Genomic DNA, 23297 nt, shown 5'->3' with positions numbered 1-23297 from the left:
TCCGCCACCCGGTGACACGGCACCCCTTGAACCGCCACCCGCCACCCGCCGCCCGGCGACTGGCCGGCCGCAGGCGGTGCGGGCTCAGCTGCCGGTGCCCGCCTGCCGGTCCGGGGCGGTCACCGGTCGGTGTGCGCGGGGAGCGTGAACCAGACCGCCTTGCCGGTGGGGGTACGCCGATGGCCGCAGGCCGAACTGAGCGTACGGATCAGCAACAGGCCGCGGCCGTGCTCCTGCCAGGGGTCGGGGCAGGCGTCCTGGGCCGAACGGTCCAGATTCCCCGGCGGCTCGGGATCGCCGTCGTGCACCTCGACCTGGCAGCCCGCCTCCAGTAGCTCCACCACCAGCTCGATGGGGGCATCGCTGTTGGCGTGCTGGACGGCGTTCGCCACCAGCTCGGCGGTCAGCAGCTCGGCCGTGTGGCAGTCCGCCGCCGGCGCGTCCAGGTCCGCCAGGGCCGTGCGGACCAGGGCGCGCGCCATCGGCACCGCGTACGGGGAGTGCGGCAGTTCGATGCGCCAGGAGGCGGGTCCGGAAGCAGAGAGCAAGGCGGGTTCCGATCGGGCAGCAGGGGTCCTCCCCTCCACGGTACGAAGCGAAAAGCCGTTCCCATAGGGCCTCTCGCCGGGACGGGCAGGGACTTGCGCCACAGGACCTCGGGACCAACGGCGTGGTACAGGCCACAGGGCACACAAAATATCGCGCAGTCGTGACGGGGGTCACAGGGAGGTGATAGCTTCGAAGGGCCCCACGGGACCCCCACGGGACACTCACGGACCCCCACGGGACCGCCTCGACGGGACCGCAAGGGACCGCCACCGAAGGAAGGCGCCCTCATGAGCCCGTTCCTGAGCTCCGCCCCGCGCACCGAGAAGTGGCGCCACCTTCGGCTGAGCCTGGACGGCGGGGTGGCCACCGTCACCCTCGCCCGGCCCGAGAAGCTCAACGCGCTCACCTTCGGCGCGTACGCGGACCTGCGCGACCTCCTGGCCGAACTCGCCCGGGAGCGCTCCGTCCGGGCCCTGGTCCTCGCAGGGGAGGGGCGCGGCTTCTGCTCGGGCGGCGACGTGGACGAGATCATCGGCGCCACCCTCGCCATGGACACCGCACAGCTCCTGGACTTCAACCGCATGACGGGACAGGTCGTGCGCGCACTGCGCGAGTGCCCCTTCCCGGTGATCGCGGCCGTGCACGGGGTGGCCGCAGGTGCCGGTGCCGTCCTCGCGCTCGCCGCCGACTTCCGGATCGCCGACCCGACCGCCCGGTTCGCCTTCCTCTTCACCAAGGTCGGCCTGTCCGGCGGCGACATGGGCGCCGCCTACCTGCTGCCCCGGGTCGTCGGTCTCGGCCACGCCACCCGCCTGCTGATGCTCGGCGAGCCCGTCCGCGCACCCGAAGCCGAACGGATCGGACTGCTCAGCGAGCTGACCGACGAGGGCCGGGCGGACGCCCGCGCCACCGCCCTCGCCCACCGCCTCGCCGAGGGCCCGGCCCTCGCGTACGCCCAGACCAAGGCCCTGCTGACCGCCGAACTCGACATGCCCCTGGCCGCCTCGGTCGAACTCGACGCCGCCACCCAGGCCCTGCTCATGAACGGCGAGGACTACGCCGAGTTCCACGCTGCCTTCACGGAGAAGCGGCCCCCGAAGTGGCAGGGACGCTGACCATGACCCACGCCCCGGGCAGCCCTGCCTTCTCCCCGCTGCGGGTCGCCGTCATCGGCGGCGGGCCCGGCGGGCTGTACGCGGCAGCCCTGCTCAAACGGCTCGACCCCGGCCGTACGGTCACCGTCTGGGAGCGCGGTGCCCCCGAGGACACCTTCGGCTTCGGTGTCGTCCTCTCCGACGAGACCCTGGGCGGCATCGAGGACGCCGACCCCGAGGTCTACCGGGCCCTGCAGGACGAGTTCGTCCGATGGGACGACATCGACGTGGTGCACCGGGGCCGGCGCCTCACCTCCGGCGGCCACGGCTTCGCCGCCCTCGGCCGGCGCAGGCTCCTGGAGATCCTGCACGCACGGTGCCGCTCCCTCGGCGTCACCCTGCACGCCCGCACCGAAGCGCCCGCCGCCGCCGAACTGGCCCGTTCCCACGACCTGGTGGTCGCCGCCGACGGAGTGCACAGCCTCACCCGGCAGGCCCACGCCGACATCTTCCGGCCCCGCGTCACCTCGCACCGCTGCCGCTACATCTGGCTCGCCGCCGACTTCGCCCTCGACGCCTTCCGCTTCGAGATCGCCGAAACCGCGCACGGAGTGATGCAACTCCACGGCTACCCCTACACGAAGGACCCCGCCACCGGGACGGGCTCCTCCACCGTCATCGTCGAGATGCGCGAAGAGGTCTGGCGGGCTGCCGGCTTCGACACCTGCGACGAGGCCGAAGCCGCCGAGCGCTGCGGCAAGATCTTCGCCGACGCCCTCGGCGGCCGCCCGCTCCGGGGCAACAACTCCTCCTGGACCGCGTTCCGTACCGTCGTCAACGACCGCTGGTCGCACGAGAACATCGTGCTGCTCGGCGACGCCGCCCACACCGCGCACTTCTCCATCGGCTCCGGCACCAAACTCGCCGTCGAGGACGCCCTCGCCCTGGCCGCCTGCGTCGAGGAGCAACCCGATCTGCACACCGCCCTCGCCGCGTACGAGACCGAGCGCCGGCCCGTCGTCGAGTCCACCCAGCGTGCCGCCGCAGCCAGCCTCCGCTGGTTCGAGGACCTGGCCCGTTATCTCGACCAGCCGCCCCGCCAGTTCGCCTTCAACCTCCTCACCCGCAGCCGCCGCGTCACCCACGGCAATCTCCGGCTGCGCGACAGCACCTTCACCGAAGCCGTCGAAAAGGACTTCGGCTGCCCCTCGCCCGGCACGCCCCCGATGTTCACCCCCTTCAGGCTGCGCGGTCTCACTCTGCGCAACCGCGTCGTCGTCTCACCCATGGACATGTACTCCGCCGAAGACGGCGTGCCCGGCGACTTCCACCTCGTCCACCTCGGCGCCCGCGCCCTGGGCGGCGCCGGACTGGTCATGACCGAGATGGTCTGCGTGAGCCCCCAGGGCCGTATCACCCCCGGCTGCACCGGTCTCTACAGCTCCGAACAGGCCACCGCCTGGCGGCGGATCACCGACTTCGTCCACCGGCAGTCCCCGGGCACCGCCATCGGAGTACAGCTCGGCCACTCCGGCCGCAAGGGCTCCACCAAGCTGATGTGGGACGGCATCGACCAGCCGCTCGACGACGCCAACTGGCCCCTCGTGGCCCCCTCCCCGCTGCCCTACCGCCCGGGCGTCCACCAGACCCCGGCCCCGCTCGACCGCTCCGGCCTCATCGACATCCGCGAACAGTTCGCCGCCTCGGCCTGGCGCGCCGCCCGCTGCGGCTTCGACCTCCTCGAACTCCACTGCGCCCACGGCTATCTGCTCTCCAGCTTCCTCTCCCCCCTCACCAACCAGCGGACCGACTCCTACGGCGGGTCCCTCGCCCACCGCCTGCGCTTCCCCCTCGAGGTCTTCGACACCATCCGCGGTATCTGGCCCGACGACAAACCCATGACCGTCCGGATCTCCGCCACCGACTGGGCCGAAGGCGGCACCACCGAGGAGGAAGCCGTCGAGATCGCCCGCGCCTTCACCGCCCACGGCGCCGACGCCATCGACGTCTCCACCGGGCAGGTCGTCGCCGACGAGTCCCCCGAATTCGGCCGCTCCTACCAGACCCCGTACGCCGACCGCATCCGCAACTCCCTCGGTGTCCCCGTCATCGCCGTGGGCGCCATCTCCTCCTGGGACGACGTCAACTCCCTCCTCCTCGCAGGCCGGGCCGACCTCTGCGCCCTGGCCCGCCCGCACCTCTACGACCCGCACTGGACCCTGCATGCCGCCGCCGAACAGGACTACTCCGGCCCCGGCGCACCCTGGCCCCTCCCGTACCGGGCCGGCAGCCGCCGCCCTCCGGCCGGCCGCACGGACGGCCCCAAACCGCGCCTCAGCCTGCACGGAATCCAGCGGTCGTTCACCCCGGAGCAAACGCGGTGAGCACCACCCTCGTCGACACCCCCTCGTAGCCCAGACGCCGGTAGATCCGATTGCTGACCGGGTTCGCCACGTCCGCGAACAGCACCACCTCCTTCGCTCCCGCCGCCACGACGGCCGTGCTCACGTCCGCCGTCAGCGCGGCCGCGTACCCCTTCCCCCGCTGGTCCGGCGGTGTGTAGACCAGGGAGAGCCGCACCATGCCCTCCGCCGGGAGGGAGGCGCCGGCCATCGACACCGGCACGCCGCAGGGGTCCTCCCACACGGTCAAGCCGCCGTGCTCCAGCTGTGCGTCGACGATCGCCACCGCCCGGTCCCCGGGCTGCCCGGTGTCCTCGGCGAACGCCCGCACCCAGCCCGCCAGCAGCTCCCGGTCGGCCGGTGTCGCGGTCCGGGACCCGCCCGCGGCCGGACTGGCAGGCGGTATCAACCCACCCAACCGGTACAGCCGGTGCGCGGCTCCGCGCCGCAGACCGGGTCGCCCCGCACGCTCGAGCTCCCCCCAGGCAGCGGCCACGTCCGTCGCCGCTTCGGCCTCCACGGAGAAGCCCGCGACCCCGCGGCCGCCCAGCACCGCTTCGTCGTCCAGCGCCCGCACCAGCGGACGGACCGATTCCGTAGGCAGTGCCCCCACCAGCACGGGGGCCGGCGGGGTCCAGATCAGCGCCCCGTCCACAGTGCCGTCGGCCGGGCGACGCCACCAGCCGAAGAGCGGCGGCACCTCCCCGTAGGCGTCCAGTCCCCGACGTGCCAGCGTCGCGGACACCGTCAGCAAGAGGGTGTCCCGCACCGGTCTGGACGTCCGCGACTCACTCGTGGCGTCCTTGAATTCCTTGAGGTCCTCCGTGAAAGTCCAGGTCATGCCTCATCATGCGCAGACCGCTGAAAAGGGTGCCCGCGAGTATCCACAGGCATGACCGTTTGTCGTACGAATGCCGTGGATGCCTGTCCGGCACCCCTCGGCGGCGGCCTCCGGCGGCATCCCTCGGCGGCGGCCTCCGTTCCTGGTCAGGGCCTCGCCGCGCCCGCAGGCGCCGTACAGCGTGACGACCAAAGAGCAGCAAGCGGGCAGGTGAGCCACCTGGTTACTGCACGGTCCGGGGCCCGCGGGGCGCCCCGGCCCGGCTGGTCCTACGGCTGGTCCGTGCGCAGCCGGAAGCGCTGGAGTTTGCCCGTGGGCGTGCGTGGCAGTGCGTCCAGGAAGACGATCTCGCGCGGGCACTTGTACGGCACCAGCTCCGCCTTCACGAAGTCCCGCAGCAGCGCCGCCGTCGCCCCGGTCCGTGCCACCCCTTCCCTCAGCACCACATGGGCGGTGACGATCTGACCGCGCACCTCGTCGTCCCTGCCGACCACCGCGGCCTCCAGCACGTCCGGGTGACGCAGCAGGACATCCTCGACCTCGGGGCCCGCGATGTTGTACCCGGCCGAGATGATCATGTCGTCGGCGCGGGCCACATAGCGGAAATAGCCCTCCGCGTCACGCACGTAGGTGTCCCCGGTGATGTTCCAGCCGCCGCGCACGTACACCTGCTGACGGGCATCCGACAGATAGCGGCAGCCCACCGGGCCCCGGACGGCCAGCAGTCCCGGCTCGCCGTCCGGCACCTCGGCGCCCGTCGCGTCCACCACGCGCGCGTGCCAGCCGGGGACCGGCCGGCCGGTGGTACCGGGACGGATGTCGTCCCCGGCCGCCGAGAGGAAGATGTGCAGCAGTTCCGTCGCTCCGATGCCGTTGATGATGCGCAGCCCGGTGCGCTCCCGCCAGGCCTGCCAGGTGGCGGCCGGCAGGTTCTCGCCCGCCGACACACAGCGGCGCAGTGCGCTCAGGTCGTACGAGGCCGTCGAGGCCAGGTCGTCGAGCATCAGCCGGTACGCGGTCGGAGCCGTGAACACCACCGACACCCGGTGCGCGGCCAGCGCGGGCAGCAGCTGCCTGGGCCCCGACTGTTCGAGGAGCAGCGCCGAAGCGCCCACCCGCAGCGGAAAGATCACCAGACCGCCGAGGCCGAAGGTGAAGCCGAGCGGCGGACTGCCCGTGAACACGTCGTCCGGCTCCGGGCGGAGCACGTGCCTGGCGAACGTGTCCGCGACGGCCAGCACGTCCCGGTGGAAGTGCATGCACCCCTTGGGGCGGCCCGTCGTCCCCGAAGTGAAGGCGATCAGCGCGACATCGTCGCAGGACGTGTCCACCGCCTCGTACCGCGCGGGCTTGATCGCCGCCCGCCGCACCAGATCGTCGGGCGCATCCCCACCGAACGCCGTGATCCGCAGCCCCGGCACCTCGGCCTTCATCAGGTCGTCCACCGCCGTGACGTCGCACAGGGCATGGCGCACCTGCGCGATGTCGCACAGGGTGGCCAGTTCTGCCGCCCGCTGCTGTGCCAGTACGGTCACCGCGACCGCGCCCGCTTTCATCACGGCGAACCAGCAGGCCACCAGCCACGGCGTGGTGGGCCCGCGCAGCAGGACCCGGTTGCCGGGCACCACCCCCAGGTCATCGGTCAGTACGTGGGCGATCTGGTCGGCGTGCTCGCGCAGATCGCCGTACGACCAGATCTCGCCGGAGAGGGTACGCAGGGCCGGCCGGTCGGCGCGGAAGGCGTCGAGCGTGCGGTCCAGCAGCTCGACCCCACAGTTGAGGCGCGCGGGATAGCGCAGTTCCGGCAGCTCGAAGAGGAGATCGGGCCACTGCTCGGCGGGCGGCAGGTGGTCGCGCGGAAAGGTGTCGGTGTGTGCCGACGGGTGCAGCTCCATGGCCATGTCGGGTTGGCCCCCTTGCAGCGAGCAGTCCGTGGTGCGACTGACGATCTGACGGGTGGGTGGTCCGGCCGTGCGGCAGTGCTGTCGTTCCCGGTACCGCGGCGCCGCTTCCGCGCTCTTGCTCCGTGCTGTGGTTCCGTGCCGTGGTTCCGTGCTCGTGCTTCGGTGCCGGTACTCCCGAGCGTATCGTGATGGTGACGACAGTCAACGCACCGCGATAATTTGCGGGGGAGAGGGGCCACGGATGCCCGGATTCGCTCTGGAGCCGGAACAGCTGAGGTGGTGCGAAGAGCTGCGCGCGCTGGCTGGCCGGCGGCTGCGTCCACTCGCGGACAAGGGGGAGCCGGGACAGCTCAACCGTCCGTTGATCGCCGAGCTCGGCGGCCTCGGCCTGCTGGAGAGACTGTTCTCCGCCGGAGCGCTCGACCTGTGCCTGATGCGGGAGTCCCTCGCCCACGGCTGCACGGAGGCGGAGACCGCGCTCGCGCTCCAGGGGCTCGGCGCGTCACCCATTGCCAGGGCGGGCAGCGACGAACAGCGGGCCCGCTGGCTGCCCGGCGTGCGGGCCGGGCGGACGGTCGCCGCCTTCGCGCTCAGCGAGCGGGCGGCCGGCTCGGACGCCGCGGCGCTGACCCTGCGGGCCGAACCCGCCGCGGGCACCAGGGGAGCGGCAGGCGCGGGCGGACGTGCGGGCGGCTGGCGGCTCAGCGGCGAGAAGTGCTGGATCTCCAACGCCCCGTACGCCGACTTCTACACCGTCTTCGCCCGTACGACGCCGGGCGCGGGCGCACGAGGAATCACCGCGTTCCTGGTGCCCGCCGACCGTCCCGGCCTGACCGGGACCGCTCTGGACATGCTCTCCCCGCACCCGCTCGGCAGCCTCACCTTCGACGGCGTGCACGTCAGCGAGGCGGACGTCATCGGCGCACCGGACAAGGGCTTCCGGGTTGCCATGGACACCCTCAACCTCTTCCGGCCGAGCGTGGGCGCCTTCGCGGTCGGCATGGCGCAGGCCGCGCTGGACGCGACGCTGGAGCACACCGCTGCGCGGACCGCGTTCGGCGGACCGCTCAAGGACCTCCAGTCCGTAGCGCACCAGGTCGCCGAGATGGCCACCCGCACGGAGGCGGCCCGGCTGCTCGTCTACGCGGCGGCGTCCGCGTACGACAGGAACGAACCGCAGGTGCCCAGGAGTTCCGCCATGGCGAAACTCTTCGCCACCGAGACCGCCCAGTTCGTCGTGGACGCCGCCGTCCAACTGCACGGCGCGCGCGCCCTTCAGCGCGGCCACGTCCTCGAACATCTCTACCGCGAAGTGCGTGCCCCGCGTATCTACGAGGGGGCGACCGAGGTCCAGCGCACCATCATCGCCAAGGAGCTGTACGCCCGATGACGCCCCCGCCCGCGACCGACGAAGGAGCCGTGCGCCCGATGCCCCAGCCGGCGCCGGAGAACGGCGAGGGGGTCGTACACCCGCAGCCCCAGTCGCCGCCCGTGGACGACGAAGGAGCCGTGCGCCCGCAGCCCCAGTCGCCGCCCGGGAACGACGAAGGAGACGTACGCCCAGTGAACCTCCAGCGCCACAACCCTGCCGAGCTCTCCCCGCCCACCGGCTTCTCGCACGCCGTCAGCGTCGCCGCCACCGGTTCCCGGCTGGTCTTCCTCGCCGGTCAGACCGCCCTCGACGGTGCCGGGAACGTGGTCGGCGATGACCTGCCCGCGCAGTTCGAAACCGCCCTCTCCAATCTGCTGGCCGCTCTCGCCGACGCGGGAGGCACCCCGGCCGCGCTCGCCCGGGTGACGGTGTACGCCACGGACGTCGCCGACTACCGCACCCACGCGCCCGAACTCGGCCGCATTTGGCGCCGGTTGGCGGGTCGGGACTATCCCGCGATGGCGGTGGTGGGTGTGGTGCGCCTGTGGGACGAACAGGCCCTCGTGGAACTGGACGGGATCGCCGTGCTCTGAGCGGGGCCGCCGTGCTCCGAGTGGGACCGTCGTGCTGTGAGCGGGGCCGCCGTGCTGTGAGCGGCTCGTGGTGCGTCACGGCTCGCGTGGGCCGCGGTAACCGCGCTGCCCCGTGCGGCGGTTGAGGGTCCGTGGGTGCCGGGAGGCAGTCGGGACAGGAGTGAATCCGGAATCCCTTGGCAGCACTTGTGTTGTGTGACATATTACTGGCGTGTTCACGAGACGCCTCTTTGACGTGGTCGTCGTCGGTGCCGGAGTCGTCGGTGCCGCCTGCGCCTTTTACGCCTCCCGTGCCGGGCTCTCCGTCGCCGTGGTCGACCGGGGCCCGGTCGCCGGCGGCACCACCGGGGCCGGCGAGGGCAACCTGCTCGTCTCCGACAAGGAGCCGGGCCCCGAACTCGACCTCGCGCTGCGGTCCACAAGGCTGTGGCGCGAGCTCGCCGAGGAATTTCCGGGCTCCTTCGAGTACGAGGCCAAGGGCGGTCTCGTCGTCGCGGCGCACGAAGCCGGCCTCGCCGCCCTGCGTGCCTTCGCCGCCGCCCAGGCCGCGGTGGGGGTGCACTGCGAGGAGGCCGACCGCCTGACCGACCTCGAACCCCACCTCGCTCCCGGGCTCGCGGGCGGCATCCGTTACTCCCAGGACGCCCAGGTGCAGCCGGCCCTCGCGGCCGCCCACCTGTTGAAGGCCTCGGGGGCGGTACTGCACCTGGGTACCGAAGTGGTGGCAGTGCTGCGTGGTGCGGACGGTTCCGTGCGGGGTGTCCGTACTCCGCGGGGGGAGCTGCACTCCGCAGCCGTGGTCAACGCGGCGGGCACCTGGGGCGGACAGCTGGCGGAGCTGGCCGGAGTCACCCTCCCCGTCCTGCCGCGCCGGGGCTTCGTACTGGTCACGGAGCCGCTGCCACGGGTCGTGCGGCACAAGGTGTACGCCGCCGACTACGTGGCCGACGTGGCGAGCGGGTCGGCGGCGCTCCAGACGTCGGCCGTGGTGGAGGGCACCGCGGCCGGTCCGGTGCTGATCGGGGCGAGCCGGGAACGGGTCGGGTTCGACCGGTCGCTGTCGGTGGAGGTGCTCGGACGGCTGGCGCGGCAGGCGGGAGAGCTGTTCCCGGTGCTGCGGGAGGTACGGGTAATGCGGACGTACCACGGTTTCCGGCCGTACCTGCCGGACCACCTGCCGGCGATCGGCCAGGACGCGCGGGCGCCGGGGCTCTGGCACGCCTGCGGTCACGAGGGCGCAGGTGTGGGACTCGCGCCGGTCACGGGGGCGCTGATCGCGGCGGGGCTGACGGGTGAGCCTGGCCCGGCGCCGGAGTCGGGTCCGGCACCGGCTTGGGCGTCGGCGGACCTTCACCCGTTCCGGCCGGAGCGGTTCGATCCGGGAGCCGCAGAGGGCTGAAGGGCGCGACCGGCGTGGACGTCGTGGCCGTCCGACCCCGCCCCCCCGCTCGACAAGAGTGTCGTCAGACAGGAGTTCGTCCGTGTTCCGTGCTCAACGAGAGTCCCGTACGCCGCTCGGCCTGACCCGGGCCGATCCCGCGACCCCCTTCGACATCACCCTCGACGGGAAGCCGATTTCGGCCCTGCCGGGACAGAGCGTCGCCGCAGCACTGTGGGCGGCCGGAGTGCTGTCCTGGCGGACCACCCGCAGAGAAGGCCGGCCGCGCGGCGCGTTCTGCGGGATCGGGTCGTGCTTCGACTGCCTCGCCACCATCAACTCCCGTGCCAACCAACGCGCGTGCCTGATTCCGGCCCGGCCGGGCGACGCGGTGACCACCCAGGAGGGGAACGGCCGTGGCGACCTCGCAGTCTGACGACACCCCGCAACACACTCCGTACGATGCCCCGCAGCACACTCCGCTCGACGCCCCACACCACTCCCCGCTCGATGCCCCAGACCACTCCCCGCGCCACGCCGGAACCGACATCCTCTACGAATCTGCGTACGGGGCCGCGGACGAAGCTCCGTACGACCTCGCCGTAGTCGGTGCAGGGCCCGCCGGGCTTGCCGCCGCCGTCACCGCCGCCGAACTCGGCCTGTACGTGGCCCTGGTGGACTCCGCCGCGCAGACCGGCGGACAGTTCTACCGGCACCCCGCACCCGGCCTGGGCGCCCGCAGGCCCGAAGCCCTGCACCACGCCTGGTCCGCCTACGAGAACCGCGCCGTCAGGCTGGCCGCCCAGGTCGCCGCCGGAAGGGTGCACCACCTGGCCGAACGCCAGGTGTGGGCCGTGACCGGCGCGGCGGGGGAGTGGCAGGTGCACGCGGTACGCGGGCCGGACGGTGGCGGGCGGCGGGAAACCGTCCGGGCGGCCAAGGTGCTGCTCGCCACCGGATCGTACGAGCGGCAACTGCCCTTTCCAGGCTGGACGTTGCCGGGAGTCGTCGGTGCGGGCGGGGCGCAGGCCATGCTCAAGGCGGGCCTGGTGCTGCCCGGGCAGCGCGTCGTCGTCGCGGGGAGCGGGCCCCTGCTGCTCGCCGTGGCGGGCTCGCTCGCCGCAGCCGGGGCCACCGTGCCGGTCGTCGTCGAGGCGAGCGGCTACACCGGGTACGCGCGCAACGCCGGCTCGCTCGCCGCAAACCCCGGCAAGCTGGCCGAAGGCGCCGTGCACGGAGCCGCACTGGTACGGCACGGGATACGCCTGCGCACCCGCAGTGCCGTCACGGCGGTGCACGGCAACGACCGCGTCGAGGCGGTGACCGTACGGCGACTCGACGCGCGGTGGCGGCCGCTGGCCGGGCAGCCCGGCGTGCGCATTCCCTGTGACGCGCTGGCCGTGGGCCACGGGCTGGTGCCGCAGATCGAGCTGGCGACCGGAATCGGCTGTGCCACCCGCCGCACCCCGGACGGCAGCCACGCCCTGGTCGTCGACCAGTACCAGCGCACCACCGTCCCCGGCATCTGGACGGCGGGCGAGACGGCAGGCATCGGAGGAGCCGGTCTCGCGCTCACCGAAGGTGAGTTGGCCGCCCGCGATATCGCCGACGGCGGCGCACCCCCGCGTTCCCTCGGCCGCCGCCGCGACCGGCTGCGCGGGTTCGCCGAAGCCATGGCTGCCGCGCACGCCCCGGGCCCGCACTGGCGTGACTGGCTGCGACCCGACACCGACGTCTGCCGGTGCGAAGAGGTCACCGCAGGACAGATCCGCGAGGCCGTCGACGAGCTGGGCGCCCGTGACGCCCGCACGGTCAAACTGCTCACCCGGGCGGGGATGGGCTGGTGCCAGGGCCGCATGTGCGGCGCGGCGGTCGCCTGCCTCGCCGCAGGTGGTACGAACGGCAGCGACGCCCCGCCCCCAGCCGCTGCGGCCCCCGGCTCAGGCTCCACGCCACCCGCCCCGGACGGGGCCGCCTCAGCCACCACGCCCTTCGGCCCGGACTCACCCGCCGCACCCGCCACACCCCCCGACCGCCGGCCCCTCGCCTGCCCCCTCACCCTCGGCGAACTGGCTGACGGCTGAGCGCCGTCGGCCGTCATGCGCGGCACCGCCCTCTCCCCGCAGGCGAGTTGATTTCCCCGCACCCTTGCCGGAACCGCACACCCTTTAATAAAATGTCACACACTACTTAAGGAGTCCTTGGATGAACGCCCTGAGCACACCGCACACCCCCGCTGCCCCCGCCCGCCCGCGCCCCTGGCACGGTGTCATGGTCGCCACCACCCTGCCCTTCCGCGACGACCTCTCCGTCGACCTCGACGCCTACGCCGCCCAGGTCTCCCGCCTCCTCGAGGCGGGCTGCGACGGCGTGGTGCCCAACGGGTCCCTCGGCGAGTACCAGACCCTCACCGACGACGAGCGCGCCCAGGTGGTCCGTACCGCGGTCGAGGTCGCCGGCGGGGACCGCGTGATGCCCGGGGTCGCCGCGTACGGCAGCGCCGAATCGCTCCGCTGGGCCGAGCAGGCAGCGGAGGCGGGGGCAGGCTCCGTCCTGCTGCTGCCGCCCAACGCCTTTCGCGCGGACCCCGGTTCGGTACGGGCGCACTACGCCGAGGTCGCCCGGGCGGGCGTCCCCGTCGTCGCGTACAACAACCCCTTCGACACCAAGGTCGACCTGACCCCCGACCTGCTCGCCGCACTGCACGCGGACGGCAGCATCGTCGCAGTCAAGGAGTTCAGCGGCGACGTCCGCCGCGCCTACGAGATCGCCGAACTCGCGCCGGAGCTGGACCTGTTGATCGGCGCCGACGACGTCCTGCTGGAACTGGCCCTGGCCGGTGCGGTCGGCTGGATCGCCGGGTACCCCAACGCGCTGCCCGCCTCCTGCGTCGCCCTCTACCGGGCCGCCGTCGCACATGACCTGGACACCGCCCTGCCCCTCTACCGCACCCTCCACCCGCTGCTGCGCTGGGACTCCAAGACCGAGTTCGTCCAGGCCATCAAGCTCTCCATGGACCTCGCCGGACAGCACGGCGGGCCCACCAGGCCGCCCCGCTTCCCGCTGCCGGACGCCGAGGCCGCGGCCGTCCGCGCCGCCACCGAGAAGCTCCTCGCCGACGGCCACCACTGACCCGCAGCGCCCCAGCAAACCCTCAGGAGACCCCAGTTGCGCACCCGTCACGTCTTCCACGCCGTCGACTCCCACACCGAGGGCATGCCCACCCGCGTCATCACCGGCGGTTTCGGCACCCTCCCCGGCGCCACCATGGCCGAACGCCGCCAGTACTTCGCCGAGCACCGCGACGCACTGCGCACCCTCCTGATGTACGAGCCCCGCGGCCACGCCTCCATGAGCGGCGCGATCCTCCAGCCGCCGACCCGCCCCGACGCCGACTACGGCGTGCTCTTCATCGAGGTCTCCGGCTACCTCCCCATGTGCGGCCACGGCACCATCGGCGTCGCCACCGTCCTCGTCGAAACCGGCATGGTCGAGGTTCGTGAACCCGTCACCACCGTCCGGCTCGACACCCCCGCGGGGCTCGTCTCCGTCGACGTCCAGGTGAAGGACGGTGCGGCCACCGCCGTCACCCTCACCAACGTGCCCGCGTTCAACGTGGCGCTCGACCGCAAGATCGACGTGCCCGGTCTCGGCCCCCTCACCTACGACCTGGCGTACGGCGGCAACTTCTACGCCTTCGTCCCCCTGGACTCCGTCGGCCCGGGAGGGCTCCCCTTCGACCGGGCCCGCAAGGACGACATCCTCGCCGCGGGTCTGGCCCTCATGGACGCGGTCAACGCCGATCCGGAACACCGCCCCGTGCACCCCGAGGACGACCGCATCAGCGGTCTCAAGCACGTGTACTTCGCCGCCCCCGGCTCCGACGCCACCCGCTCCCGGCACGCGATGGCCATCCACCCCGGCTGGTTCGACCGCTCGCCCTGCGGCACCGGCACCTCGGCCAGGATGGCCCAGCTGCACGCCCGCGGCGAACTGCCCCTCCACCGCGACTTCGTCAACGAGTCCTTCATCGGTACGCAGTTCACGGGCCGCCTCGTCGAGACCACCACCGTCGGAGGCCTTCCCGCAGTCGTGCCCACCGTCACGGGACGCGCCTGGATCACCGGCACCGCACAGTACTTCCTCGACCCCACGGACCCGTTCCCCGGAGGATTCCTCCTGTGACCAGCGCCCCTCTCCTCACCACCGCCCGGGTCATCTCCCGCAACCCCGCCCACCCGGACGAGATCGTTGCCAACGTGCCAAGTACGGGCACCTGGGCCACCGTTGAGGCCGCCGACCGCGCGCGGGACGCTCAGCGCGGCTGGTACGAAGCAGGCGCCGCGGCCCGCTCGGCCGCGCTCACCGCCGCCGCCCAGGCCGTCGAGCAGGCGGGCGCCGAGCTGGCGGAGCTGGCCGTACAGGAAGTGGGAAAACCCCTCGGCGAAGCCCGCGCGGAGGTCGCCCGTACCGTCGCCATCCTGCGCTACTACGCCCAACTCGCCTACGACGCCACCGGATCGGTCCACGAGCCCGCCACCGGAACGGGGCTCCTGCTCACCCGCCGCAGGCCGCGCGGCGTCGCCGGGCTCGTCACTCCCTGGAACTTCCCCTTCGCCATCCCCGTCTGGAAGGCCGCCCCGGCACTCGCCGCCGGGAACGCCGTCGTGCTCAAGCCCGCGCCGGAAGCCACCGCCTGCGCCCTGCGCCTGACCCAGCTCCTGCAACAGGTGCTTCCTGAAGGGGTGTTCACCGTCGTGCCCGGCGGCGCACCGGAGGGCAACGCGCTGGTCACCGCCGTGGACGTGGTGTCGTTCACCGGGTCCACCGTCACCGGCAACGCGGTCGTACGGGCCGCCACCGCGCGCGGCATCCCCGTCCAGGCCGAAACCGGCGGGCTCAACGCGGCCCTCGTACTGCCCGACGCCGACCCGGCCCTGGCTGCCGCGCACATCGCCGCCGCGATCGCCGGATACGCGGGCCAGAAGTGCACCGCCACCAGCCGGGTCATCGCCGTCGGCAGTGCACTCGACCCGCTGCGCGACGCCCTCACCGACGCACTGCGTGCCATACCGGCGGCCGACCCGTCCCAACCCGGCACCGTGTGCGGCCCGTTGATCTCCCAGGAGGCGCGTGAGAAGGTGCTGTCCGTCACCCGCGACGTACCCGTGCGGGCCGGCGGGAAGAAGGCCGAAAGGTCCGGCTGGTACGTCGAACCCACCCTCGTCGAGCACCTTCCCTCCCGACACCTGCTGCTGCGCGAGGAGGTCTTCGGCCCGGTCGCCGTCCTGCTGCACGCCGCCGACCTCGACCGTGCGGTCCGCATGACCAACTCGGTCCCGTACGGCCTCGTCACCTCTGTCCACACCGGCGACCTCGACACGGTCCTGCGGGGCCTCGACGGACTCGACACCGGCATGATCCGCGTCAACGCTCCCTCCACCGGCGTCGACTTCCACCTGCCCTTCGGCGGTACGAAGTCCTCCAGCCACGGCCCGCGGGAGCAGGGCCGCACGGCGCTCGACTTCTACACCTCGACGCGCACCTACTCCCTCCACCGGGCCACCACCGGCGCAACGTGACATTGTACGCTGGGCAGTCCGCAGCAAACCGGAGGGCCGCCATGGGCGAACTCAAGCAGCAACGCCACCTCATCACCGCGCAGGAGCGGCTCCGCGACCAGGTCGCCAACGCCCTGCGGGCCGCCCTCATCGCGGGCGAGCTCCAGCCCGGCTCCGTCTACTCGGCACCCGGCCTCGCCGCGGACTTCGGCGTCTCCGCCACCCCCGTACGCGAGGCGATGCTCGATCTGGCCAGGGAAGGCCTGGTCGAGCCCGTACGGAACAAGGGCTTTCGGGTCACCGAGGTCAGCGAGCGCGACCTCGACCAGTACGCCGAGATCCGCGCGCTCATCGAGGTGCCGATGGTCGGCAGGGTCACCAGGACCGCCGCCCGGGAGCAGCTGGAGGCGCTTCGCCCGGTGGCCGAGGAGATCGTCGCCGCCGCGCGCGAGCACGACCTCATCGGCTATCTGGAGGCCGACCACCGCTTCCACCTGACGCTTCTCGGGCTCAGCGGCAACGACCGGCTCGTCGAAACGGTCGCGGCCCTGCGCAAGCGCTCGCGGCTGTACGGGCTGACCATGCTCGACGCGCGCAACGAGCTGCTGCCCTCGGCCGAGGAGCACCTGGAACTGCTGGACCTGATGCTCACCGAGGACGCCCCGGCGGCGGAGGCGTGCATGGCCCGCCACCTGGGCCATGTGCGGTCGCTGTGGGCGCGGGCCCGCGACGAACCGGTGGAGCCGAGCCGGCCGGCGGCGCGGAAGCTGGGCGTCCGCTAGCGGGGGGCCGGGCGGCGTACCAGGATGGGGGACGTCCGAGCAGCCGGCAGTGCGGTACAGCGGAGGAATGCCCCATGGAGTGGACTCTCGAAGTCGTCAACGTGCCCGTGAGCGACCTGGACCGGGCCAAGGACTTTTACGCGCAGAAGTGCGGATTCACGGTCGACACCGACCTCCAGCTGGCCGAAGGGGTACGGGTTGTCCAGCTGACCCCGCCGGGGTCGCGGTGTGCGATCACCTTCACGGAGGGGACGACGCCGCCCGAGCAGTGGATCACCCCCGCGGAGCCGGGTTCCTTCCAGGGCGGGCAGCTGTGCGTGCTGGACGTAGCGGCGGCGCGTGAGGAGCTGGTGGGGCGGGGAGTGGAGGTGAGTCCGGTGATGCACCTGGGCGAGAAGGGGTGGGCCGAGGGCAAGGGGGACACCTGGAATTCCTGGGCCTTCTTCAAGGACCCGGACGGCAACAGCTGGACCCTCCAGGAAGCCCCGTCCCCACTGTCCGAACGCTGACCTCTCGGGGCGCGATGGTCGCTGCCCCCGTGGGCCCGGGGCCGCGCCGCCCTCCGTGGGCACAGGTGCCGCGCCGTTCCCCGTGGGCACAGGGGCCGCCCCCCTGGGGCGCGGGGGTCCCCCCTGCTCGAGCGAAGCCGAGAGCTTGGGGGAGGGTGGGCACGGGGGGCGGCCCCCGGCCCCGCCCCACTGTCCGGGTCCCGGCCCACTCCGGTGAGCCGGAGTGGCATGCCATTGGGACGCGGGCAGGGCGGTGCGGGGGTGGCGCGGGGCCGGAGGGGTGCGGCTCCGCCGGGGACCGCCCCCTTGCCCGCCCGTCCCGCCCCCGGGGGGCGGCCCCGCCGCCCAAGAGGGCTGGGGGAGAGGAGTCGGGCGGCCCCGCCGCCCAAGGGGGCGGCGGTAAGCGGGGCGGCCCCGGCGCCCAAGGGGGCTGGGGGAGGAGTGCGGGCGGCCCCGGCGCCCCAGGGGGAGAGAGGGTGCGGGTGGTCCCGTGGGCCGAGGGGTGGGCGTGGGGTCAGAGGAGCAGCGACTGCATCCAGGATTCGATGGCTTCGGGCCGGCGCGGCAACGCCCCCGACAGCATGCGCGCCCCCTCCGCCGTGATCACCAGGTCGTCCTCCACCCGCACCCCGATCCCCCTCAGCTCCCGGGGCAGCGTCTCGTCGTCCGGCTGGAGATACAGCCCCGGCTCCACCGTGAGGACCTGGCCCTCCTCCAGGACTCCGTCCAGATACTGGTCCGCCCTGGCCTGCGCGCAGTCGTGCACGTCCAGCCCCAGCATGTGGCCCGAGCTGCACAGTGAGTACCTGCGGTGCAGCCCGCTGTCCGCCCGCAGCGACTCCTCCGCGGACACCGGCAGCACGCCCCAGTCGGCCAGGCCTTCCGCGAGCACCCGTGAGCACTCGCGATGGAAGTCGCGGAAGCTGGCGCCCGGTTTGAGCGCCGCGATGCCCGCGTCCTGCGCCGCCAGCACCAGGTCGTACACCTGCCGCTGGACGGGGGAGAACCGCCCGGACAGCGGCAGGGTCCGCGTGATGTCGGCGGCGTACAGGCTGTCGGTCTCGACGCCCGCGTCCAGCAGCAGGAGCCTGCCGGGGTCCAGCGGCCCGTCGTTGCGTATCCAGTGCAGTACGCAGGCGTGCGCGCCGGAGGCGGCGATCGTGTCGTACGCGGTGCCGTTGCCCTCGGCGCGGGCGCGCAGCCCGAAGACGCCCTCGATCCAGCGCTCGCCGCGCGGATGGCGAAGAGCCGCGGGCAGCGCGCGGACGACATCCTCGAATCCGGCCACCGTGTGGTCCACCGCGAGCTGAATCTGCTCCACCTCCCAGGCGTCCTTCACCAGCCGCACCTCACTGAGGAACGTGGTCAGTTCGGTGTCACGGCCCGCCCGGCGCGCACCCGCGGCCGGGGTGAAGCCGTCCAGGCGGGCGCACCGGATGCCGGTCAACTGCGCGGCTTCCGTCAGGTCGGGCCGGCGGCCCACCCAGAACTCCCCGTACCTGCGGTCCCTGAAGAACTCGCCGCCGCCCTCCCCGCGTCCCCCCTCGCGCGGTGAGCGCGGACGCACGTAGAGCACCGCTTCGCCGTCCGGCTCGATCACCAGCACATGCCCCGGCTGGTCCTCGCCGGTCAGGCCGGTCAGCCAGGCATACGCGCTGTGCGGCCGGAACCGGTAGTCGCAGTCATTGGAGCGGACCTTCAACTCTCCTGCCGGAATGACAAGTTGATCGCCGGGGAAGCGCGCGGCCAGCCGGGCGCGGCGGTCCGCGAAGTGTGCGTAGCCCGGCACCCGGTCGCCGGACGGGGCGGGAGTCGGCGCCCAGTGGCCGCCCATGAAGGCGTCGAGGGCGGGCGAAACCGGCAAATCATGGCTGACGGTGCGGAGTTGAGGGGGCTGCGAGGTCACGTTTTCGCCTCCGGGGGCAGGAGTGTTGGCCGAAGCCTTGTCAGTGCAATTTCACATTACTATGTTACGGGTCACACCTCGGGGTGCGGAAGCCGACGGAAGCCGTCGTGCCCGGCCCCTCAACTCCCCACACAGATCCGGAGATCCAGGTGTCACACCCGCGTATGCCGCGCAGGATTCTGCTGGCCGCCACTCTCTCCACCGCCCTCGTACTGCCGGTCATCCAGTCCGCCCAGGCCGCTCCCCTGCCGCCCGCAGCGAACGCCTCCTCCGACGCCGCCCGCCCGCCGCAGCCCCGTGCGGCCGAGCCCGGCGCCAACCCCTTCGACGAGGTGGAACGCCTCGCGACCGCACCGAAGAGGACGAACAACGTCCCGGCGCCGCGCGCCATCACCAAGGAAGGGCGCATACCCGGCGCCCAGACCGAGGCACTCCCCGCCGCCAAGAGGGCCGCGGCACAGAGATCCCTGCAAGCCGCGGGCGTTCCCTGCACCCTCGACGGCATCACCCGCCTCGGCCCCGAGCAGTTCGCCGACTTCCTCACCGACCCGGCCGTCACCGCCGACGGCTGCATGCGCGACCTCATCTGGACCTGGGACGCCCGCCTCGCACCGGTCATGTCCGACGCCCACGTGCAGGCCGTCGCACGCCGCATCACCAGCCTGGCGGCCTCGCACGACGGCAAGAACAGCAGCCATCTGTACGAGATGTTCACCTACCTCCACGCGGTGGCCTACCACGACTTCTCACGCGACGAGATCGACACCACCGACACACCGACCGTGGAGAGCGTGCGCCGCGCGATCAACGCCTTCGGCACCGCCGCCCGCACCTTCGACGTCACCAAGGCCAACGCCAACACCCTGCGCGAGGCGCTCTACGCCGCGGGTCCCGGCCTGCGCCACTCGCAGCTGGGCCTGATCCGCAAGGTGCTGGCCACCATGGACCAGTACCACAACACCCAGTACGCGGACCCGGCCTGGGGCGGCGCCGCGCTGGCCGCGCTGTCGACGAACTACCTCGGGGTCTACCCCGGCAACCAGGACACCGCGTTCCACAACGTCGTCAGGCAGAACGCCCAGTACCGCGAGTCCTTCAAGAAGTTCGCCGGCTACACCCACCTCAAGGGCACCCCCAACGAGTGGGTGGTGCGCGACGCGCTCGGCGAGTACGGCCGCTTCGGCCAGATCGACGGGCTCAAGGACTCCGTCGTCGCCGACCTCGGCACCCTGCTCGCCACCACGAAGCAGAACTTCGGCGAGGGCAGCCAGCCCTGGGCCAAGGTCGCCTCCTGGCTCAACACGTACGGGGCGTGCAAGCAGTACGGGGTGTGCAAGGAGGACATCGAGAAGAAGATCTTCCCGTACACCTACGTCTATGACAACGGCGCCATCAAGGTCCGCACCGGGCTCGCCCGCGCCACCGTCGACCAGCTCTACCACGCGTCCAAGCAGGTCAAGGCACAGTTCCACCGGGTGATCGGCAGCACCGAACCCCTCGCGGGCGACACCAACACCAGCCTCAACATCGTCCTGTACGGCTCGCGCGCCGATTACGAGACCTACCACCCGCTGCTCACCGGCATGGACACCAACAACGGCGGCATCTACATCGAGCGCGGCGCCACCTTCTACACCTACCAGCGCCGCGTCCCCCAGGACTCCTCGCTCACCCTCGAGGAGCTCTTCCGCCACGAGTACGTGCACTACCTCAACGGCCGCTTCGCCGTGCACGGCTCCTTCGGCGAGGGCCCCTGGTACCGAGACGACCGCACCACCGCCATGGACGAGGGAACCGGCGAGTTCTTCGACGGAGCCACCCGCGACGACGGCGTCGCCGTCCGCAAGTCCCTGGTGAAGAGCATCATCGCCGACACCGCGGGCGGCAAGCCGCGCATGAGCGTCAACCAGCTCCTGCACGCCACCTACGACGGCGACGGCTTCCGCTTCTACTCGTACGCGGGAACCTTCTTCGAGTACCTGTGGCGCGACCACCCGGGCAAGCTCCAGGAGATGTACAGGCACCTGCGGGCCAACGACCCGGCGGCCTTCGACGCCTGGCGCAAGCAGCAGGGCTCGGACGCGAACCTCCAGCGCGGCTACGACACCTTCCTCGACCAGCAGATCGCCATCGTCGACACGCTCTTCGTGCCCGACACCAAGTACACCCCCAACGCCCAGCTCCAGTTCGCGAGCGCCGCCGAGGTGAAAGCCGCCTTCAAGGCCTCCACGTACTACGACCCCACCTGCACCGACGACGGCGGCAAGGAACTGGGCCGGTTCGTCTGCAAGGGCCGCTTCACCGCGAACCTCGCCAACTCCGCCGACCCCAGCACGGTCTTCAAGGACATGTCGGAGAGCGTCGACTACTTCCTCCTCGACCGCTCCAAGCCCGCCGCGAACAACCTCGGCGACATGAACTGCTCCTTCGGCAAGGTCGACATCTGGACCAACGGCAAGGCCGGCAGCGCGGACTACGTGTGCGAAGGCCCGCTGCGCCGCTAACAGCACCGGCAGGAGCCGGCCGCAGAACAGCACCACCGCGGCCGGCGCACCGGAACAGCACCACCTCTCACCCTCGACCGGGGCCCGGCCCGCTCAGCCGGGCCGGGCCCCGGCATGCCCGCACCAAGTGGAGTAGCCATGACCCAGCGCACCCGCATCGCCCTCGCCACCTCCCTCGTGACAGCCCTCGCCCTCGGCGCCACCGCCTGCGGCGGAGCCACCAAGGGCGAGGGAGGCAAGGGCCAGGGGCAGGGCGGGAACAACCCGGCCGCCGCCAACGAGGGCAAGGTCCTCGGCGGCACCCCGGCCAAGGGCGGCACCCTCACCATCCTGTCCAACCAGGACTTCGCCCACCTCGACCCGGCGCGCAACTGGGTCATGCCCGCCATGGACTTCGGCACCCGGCTGCTCTACCGCACCCTCGTCACCTTCAAGGCCGAGCCCGGAAAGGGCGGCAGCGAACTCGTCCCCGACCTCGCCACCGACCTCGGCAAGTCCTCGAACGGCGGCAGGACCTGGACCTTCACCCTGAAGAAGGGCCTGAAGTACGAGGACGGCTCACCGATCACGGCGCAGGACGTCAAGTACAACGTCGAGCGCTCCTTCGCCCCCGACCTCACCGGCGGCCCCGACTACGCCGCCCGCCTGCTGGCCGGCACCAAGGGCTACACAGGACCCCTCCAGGGCAAACACCTGGACTCCGTGAAGACCCCCGACGACCACACCCTCGTCTTCGAACTCAACCGGCCCGTCGCCGAGTTCTCCTCCATCGCCACCCTCACCACCTTCGCGCCGGTGCCCCGGTCCCAGGAGAAAGGCGCCCAGTACGACGCCCGCCCGTTCTCCTCGGGCCCGTACAAGATCGAGTCCTACGCACGGGACAAGAAGCTCGTCCTGGTGCGCAACCCGCACTGGGACCCCTCGAGCGACCAGGTGCGCAAGGCGTACCCGGACAAGTTCGTGGTCGTCATGGGACTCAAGGGCGGCCAGATCGACGACCGCATCATCGCCTCGGGCGGCGCCGACGCCTCCGCCGTGCAGTGGTCCGACATGAGCCCGCCCAGCGCCCCCAAGGTGCTGCCCAAGCCCGACATCAAGAAGCGGCTGGTCGCCGAGCTGAGCGGCTGCACCGACATGCTCCAGCTCAACACCTCCCGAGCGCCCTTCAACGACCCCAAGGTGCGCGAGGCCGTCCAGTACGCGCTGGACAAGGAAGCCGTCGTCACCTCCGGCGGCGGACCCGCCCTCAACGAGATCGCCACCGCCTACATGCCGCCCTCCATGACCGACGGCAAGCAGCCAGACCCCCTGAAGATCGCCCCGGCCGGCGACCCGGACAAGGCCAAGCAGCTCCTCAAGGACGCGGGCAGGACCGCCGTGGACGCCACCCTCACGGTGTCGACCGGCGACAAGACCAAGGCCGAGGCCATCCAGCAGGGCCTGGGCAGGGCCGGCATCAAGGTGAAGATCGACACCGTCGATCCGGCCGCGTACAACGACGCCATCGGCGAGATCAAGTCCGCTCCCGACATGGTCGTCAGCGGCTGGTGCCCCGACTACCCCAACGGCTCCTCCTTCCTGCCGTTCGTCTTCGACGGCCGCTACATCAAGGAGACCGGCAACTCCGGCAACAACAGCCAGTTCCGCGACGAGCCGACCATGAAGCGGATGGACGAGATCGCTGCCATGAGCGACGTCGCCCGGGCCGACAAGGCATGGCAGGAACTGGACACCCAGATCCTCGCCAAGCACCCCGCCGTGCCGATGCTCATCGAGCGCAAGCCCCTGCTGATCGGCACCAACGTCGCGGGCGCCTTCGGCCACCCCGTGTGGGCCGGTCAGCTCGACTACGCCACGATCGGCCTCAAGGACCCGTCGAAGAGCCAGGGCTGAGGTTCGCCG

Annotated in this window: 18 protein-coding genes; 14 read left to right on the top strand and 4 right to left on the bottom strand. The window is 72.1% G+C overall.

What is annotated here, in order from left to right; translation table 11 throughout:
* Nucleotides 1-119: 119 nt before the first annotated feature.
* Nucleotides 120-548: an ATP-binding protein gene (locus ACFWVV_RS00550; RefSeq protein WP_384343964.1), complete on the bottom strand. Its 429-nt coding sequence runs from the start codon at nt 546-548 to the stop codon at nt 120-122.
* A gap of 288 nt (nt 549-836) precedes the next feature.
* Between ACFWVV_RS00550 and ACFWVV_RS00545 the strand changes: the two genes are divergently transcribed.
* Nucleotides 837-1664 carry an enoyl-CoA hydratase family protein gene (locus ACFWVV_RS00545; protein ID WP_384343967.1) on the top strand — a complete coding sequence of 276 codons (828 nt, stop codon included), beginning with the start codon at nt 837-839 and terminating at the stop codon, nt 1662-1664.
* A 2-nt stretch (nt 1665-1666) separates the two neighbouring features.
* Nucleotides 1667-4027, top strand: a complete 2361-nt coding sequence (locus ACFWVV_RS00540; RefSeq protein WP_384343970.1) for a bifunctional salicylyl-CoA 5-hydroxylase/oxidoreductase — start codon at nt 1667-1669, stop codon at nt 4025-4027.
* Here the strand turns inward: ACFWVV_RS00540 and ACFWVV_RS00535 are convergent.
* Both ACFWVV_RS00535 and ACFWVV_RS00530 read right to left on the bottom strand, forming a co-directional pair.
* Entirely contained in the window at nt 4005-4886 is an 882-nt protein-coding gene (locus ACFWVV_RS00535; RefSeq protein ID WP_384343973.1) for a GNAT family N-acetyltransferase, read from the bottom strand. The genes ACFWVV_RS00540 and ACFWVV_RS00535 overlap by 23 nt on opposite strands.
* Before the next feature lie 269 nt (nt 4887-5155).
* Nucleotides 5156-6781: an AMP-binding protein gene (locus tag ACFWVV_RS00530; protein WP_384344150.1), complete on the bottom strand. Its 1626-nt coding sequence runs from the start codon at nt 6779-6781 to the stop codon at nt 5156-5158.
* Nucleotides 6782-7031: 250 nt separating this feature from the next.
* Between ACFWVV_RS00530 and ACFWVV_RS00525 the strand changes: the two genes are divergently transcribed.
* The 10 genes from ACFWVV_RS00525 to ACFWVV_RS00480 all read left to right on the top strand — a co-directional run bounded on the left by ACFWVV_RS00525 (nt 7032) and on the right by ACFWVV_RS00480 (nt 16985).
* Nucleotides 7032-8180 carry an acyl-CoA dehydrogenase family protein gene (locus tag ACFWVV_RS00525; protein WP_384343976.1) on the top strand — a complete coding sequence of 383 codons (1149 nt, stop codon included), beginning with the start codon at nt 7032-7034 and terminating at the stop codon, nt 8178-8180.
* Nucleotides 8181-8353: 173 nt separating this feature from the next.
* The gene (locus tag ACFWVV_RS00520) at nt 8354-8755 is read left to right on the top strand and encodes a RidA family protein (RefSeq protein WP_384344152.1); all 402 of its coding nucleotides are present in this window, start codon (nt 8354-8356) and stop codon (nt 8753-8755) included.
* 211 nt (nt 8756-8966) lie between these two features.
* Nucleotides 8967-10154, top strand: a complete 1188-nt coding sequence (locus ACFWVV_RS00515) for an NAD(P)/FAD-dependent oxidoreductase (protein ID WP_384343979.1) — start codon at nt 8967-8969, stop codon at nt 10152-10154.
* A gap of 82 nt (nt 10155-10236) precedes the next feature.
* Nucleotides 10237-10569, top strand: coding sequence for a (2Fe-2S)-binding protein (locus ACFWVV_RS00510; RefSeq protein ID WP_384343982.1), 333 nt, complete (start codon nt 10237-10239; stop codon nt 10567-10569).
* Nucleotides 10570-10681: 112 nt separating this feature from the next.
* Nucleotides 10682-12217, top strand: coding sequence for an NAD(P)/FAD-dependent oxidoreductase (locus ACFWVV_RS00505; RefSeq protein ID WP_384344155.1), 1536 nt, complete (start codon nt 10682-10684; stop codon nt 12215-12217).
* Between the two features lie 121 nt (nt 12218-12338).
* Entirely contained in the window at nt 12339-13265 is a 927-nt protein-coding gene (locus ACFWVV_RS00500; RefSeq protein WP_384343985.1) for a dihydrodipicolinate synthase family protein, read from the top strand.
* A gap of 36 nt (nt 13266-13301) precedes the next feature.
* Nucleotides 13302-14318: a proline racemase family protein gene (locus ACFWVV_RS00495; protein WP_384343988.1), complete on the top strand. Its 1017-nt coding sequence runs from the start codon at nt 13302-13304 to the stop codon at nt 14316-14318.
* Nucleotides 14315-15715 (top strand): aldehyde dehydrogenase family protein, encoded by a 1401-nt coding sequence (locus ACFWVV_RS00490; protein WP_384343991.1) that lies wholly within the window; start codon nt 14315-14317, stop codon nt 15713-15715. Before ACFWVV_RS00495 ends, ACFWVV_RS00490 begins: the two co-directional genes overlap by 4 nt.
* Before the next feature lie 41 nt (nt 15716-15756).
* Nucleotides 15757-16476, top strand: coding sequence for a GntR family transcriptional regulator (locus ACFWVV_RS00485; protein WP_384343994.1), 720 nt, complete (start codon nt 15757-15759; stop codon nt 16474-16476).
* A gap of 74 nt (nt 16477-16550) precedes the next feature.
* Nucleotides 16551-16985 carry a VOC family protein gene (locus tag ACFWVV_RS00480; protein ID WP_384343997.1) on the top strand — a complete coding sequence of 145 codons (435 nt, stop codon included), beginning with the start codon at nt 16551-16553 and terminating at the stop codon, nt 16983-16985.
* A 514-nt stretch (nt 16986-17499) separates the two neighbouring features.
* Here the strand turns inward: ACFWVV_RS00480 and ACFWVV_RS00475 are convergent.
* Nucleotides 17500-18891 (bottom strand): aminopeptidase P family protein, encoded by a 1392-nt coding sequence (locus tag ACFWVV_RS00475; protein WP_384344000.1) that lies wholly within the window; start codon nt 18889-18891, stop codon nt 17500-17502.
* A 164-nt stretch (nt 18892-19055) separates the two neighbouring features.
* Here ACFWVV_RS00475 and ACFWVV_RS00470 point away from each other — a divergent pair, with 164 nt between their 5' ends.
* The gene (locus ACFWVV_RS00470; protein WP_384344003.1) at nt 19056-21395 is read left to right on the top strand and encodes a collagenase; all 2340 of its coding nucleotides are present in this window, start codon (nt 19056-19058) and stop codon (nt 21393-21395) included.
* A gap of 138 nt (nt 21396-21533) precedes the next feature.
* Nucleotides 21534-23288, top strand: coding sequence for an ABC transporter substrate-binding protein (locus tag ACFWVV_RS00465; RefSeq protein WP_384344006.1), 1755 nt, complete (start codon nt 21534-21536; stop codon nt 23286-23288).
* The last annotated feature ends 9 nt before the right edge of the window (nt 23289-23297 follow it).

The sequence above is a fragment of the Streptomyces sp. NPDC058663 genome (genome assembly GCF_042716745.1).
In the GTDB taxonomy this organism is placed as follows: Bacteria; Actinomycetota; Actinomycetes; order Streptomycetales; family Streptomycetaceae; genus Streptomyces.
This window is presented reverse-complemented; position numbering and strand designations above follow the sequence as displayed.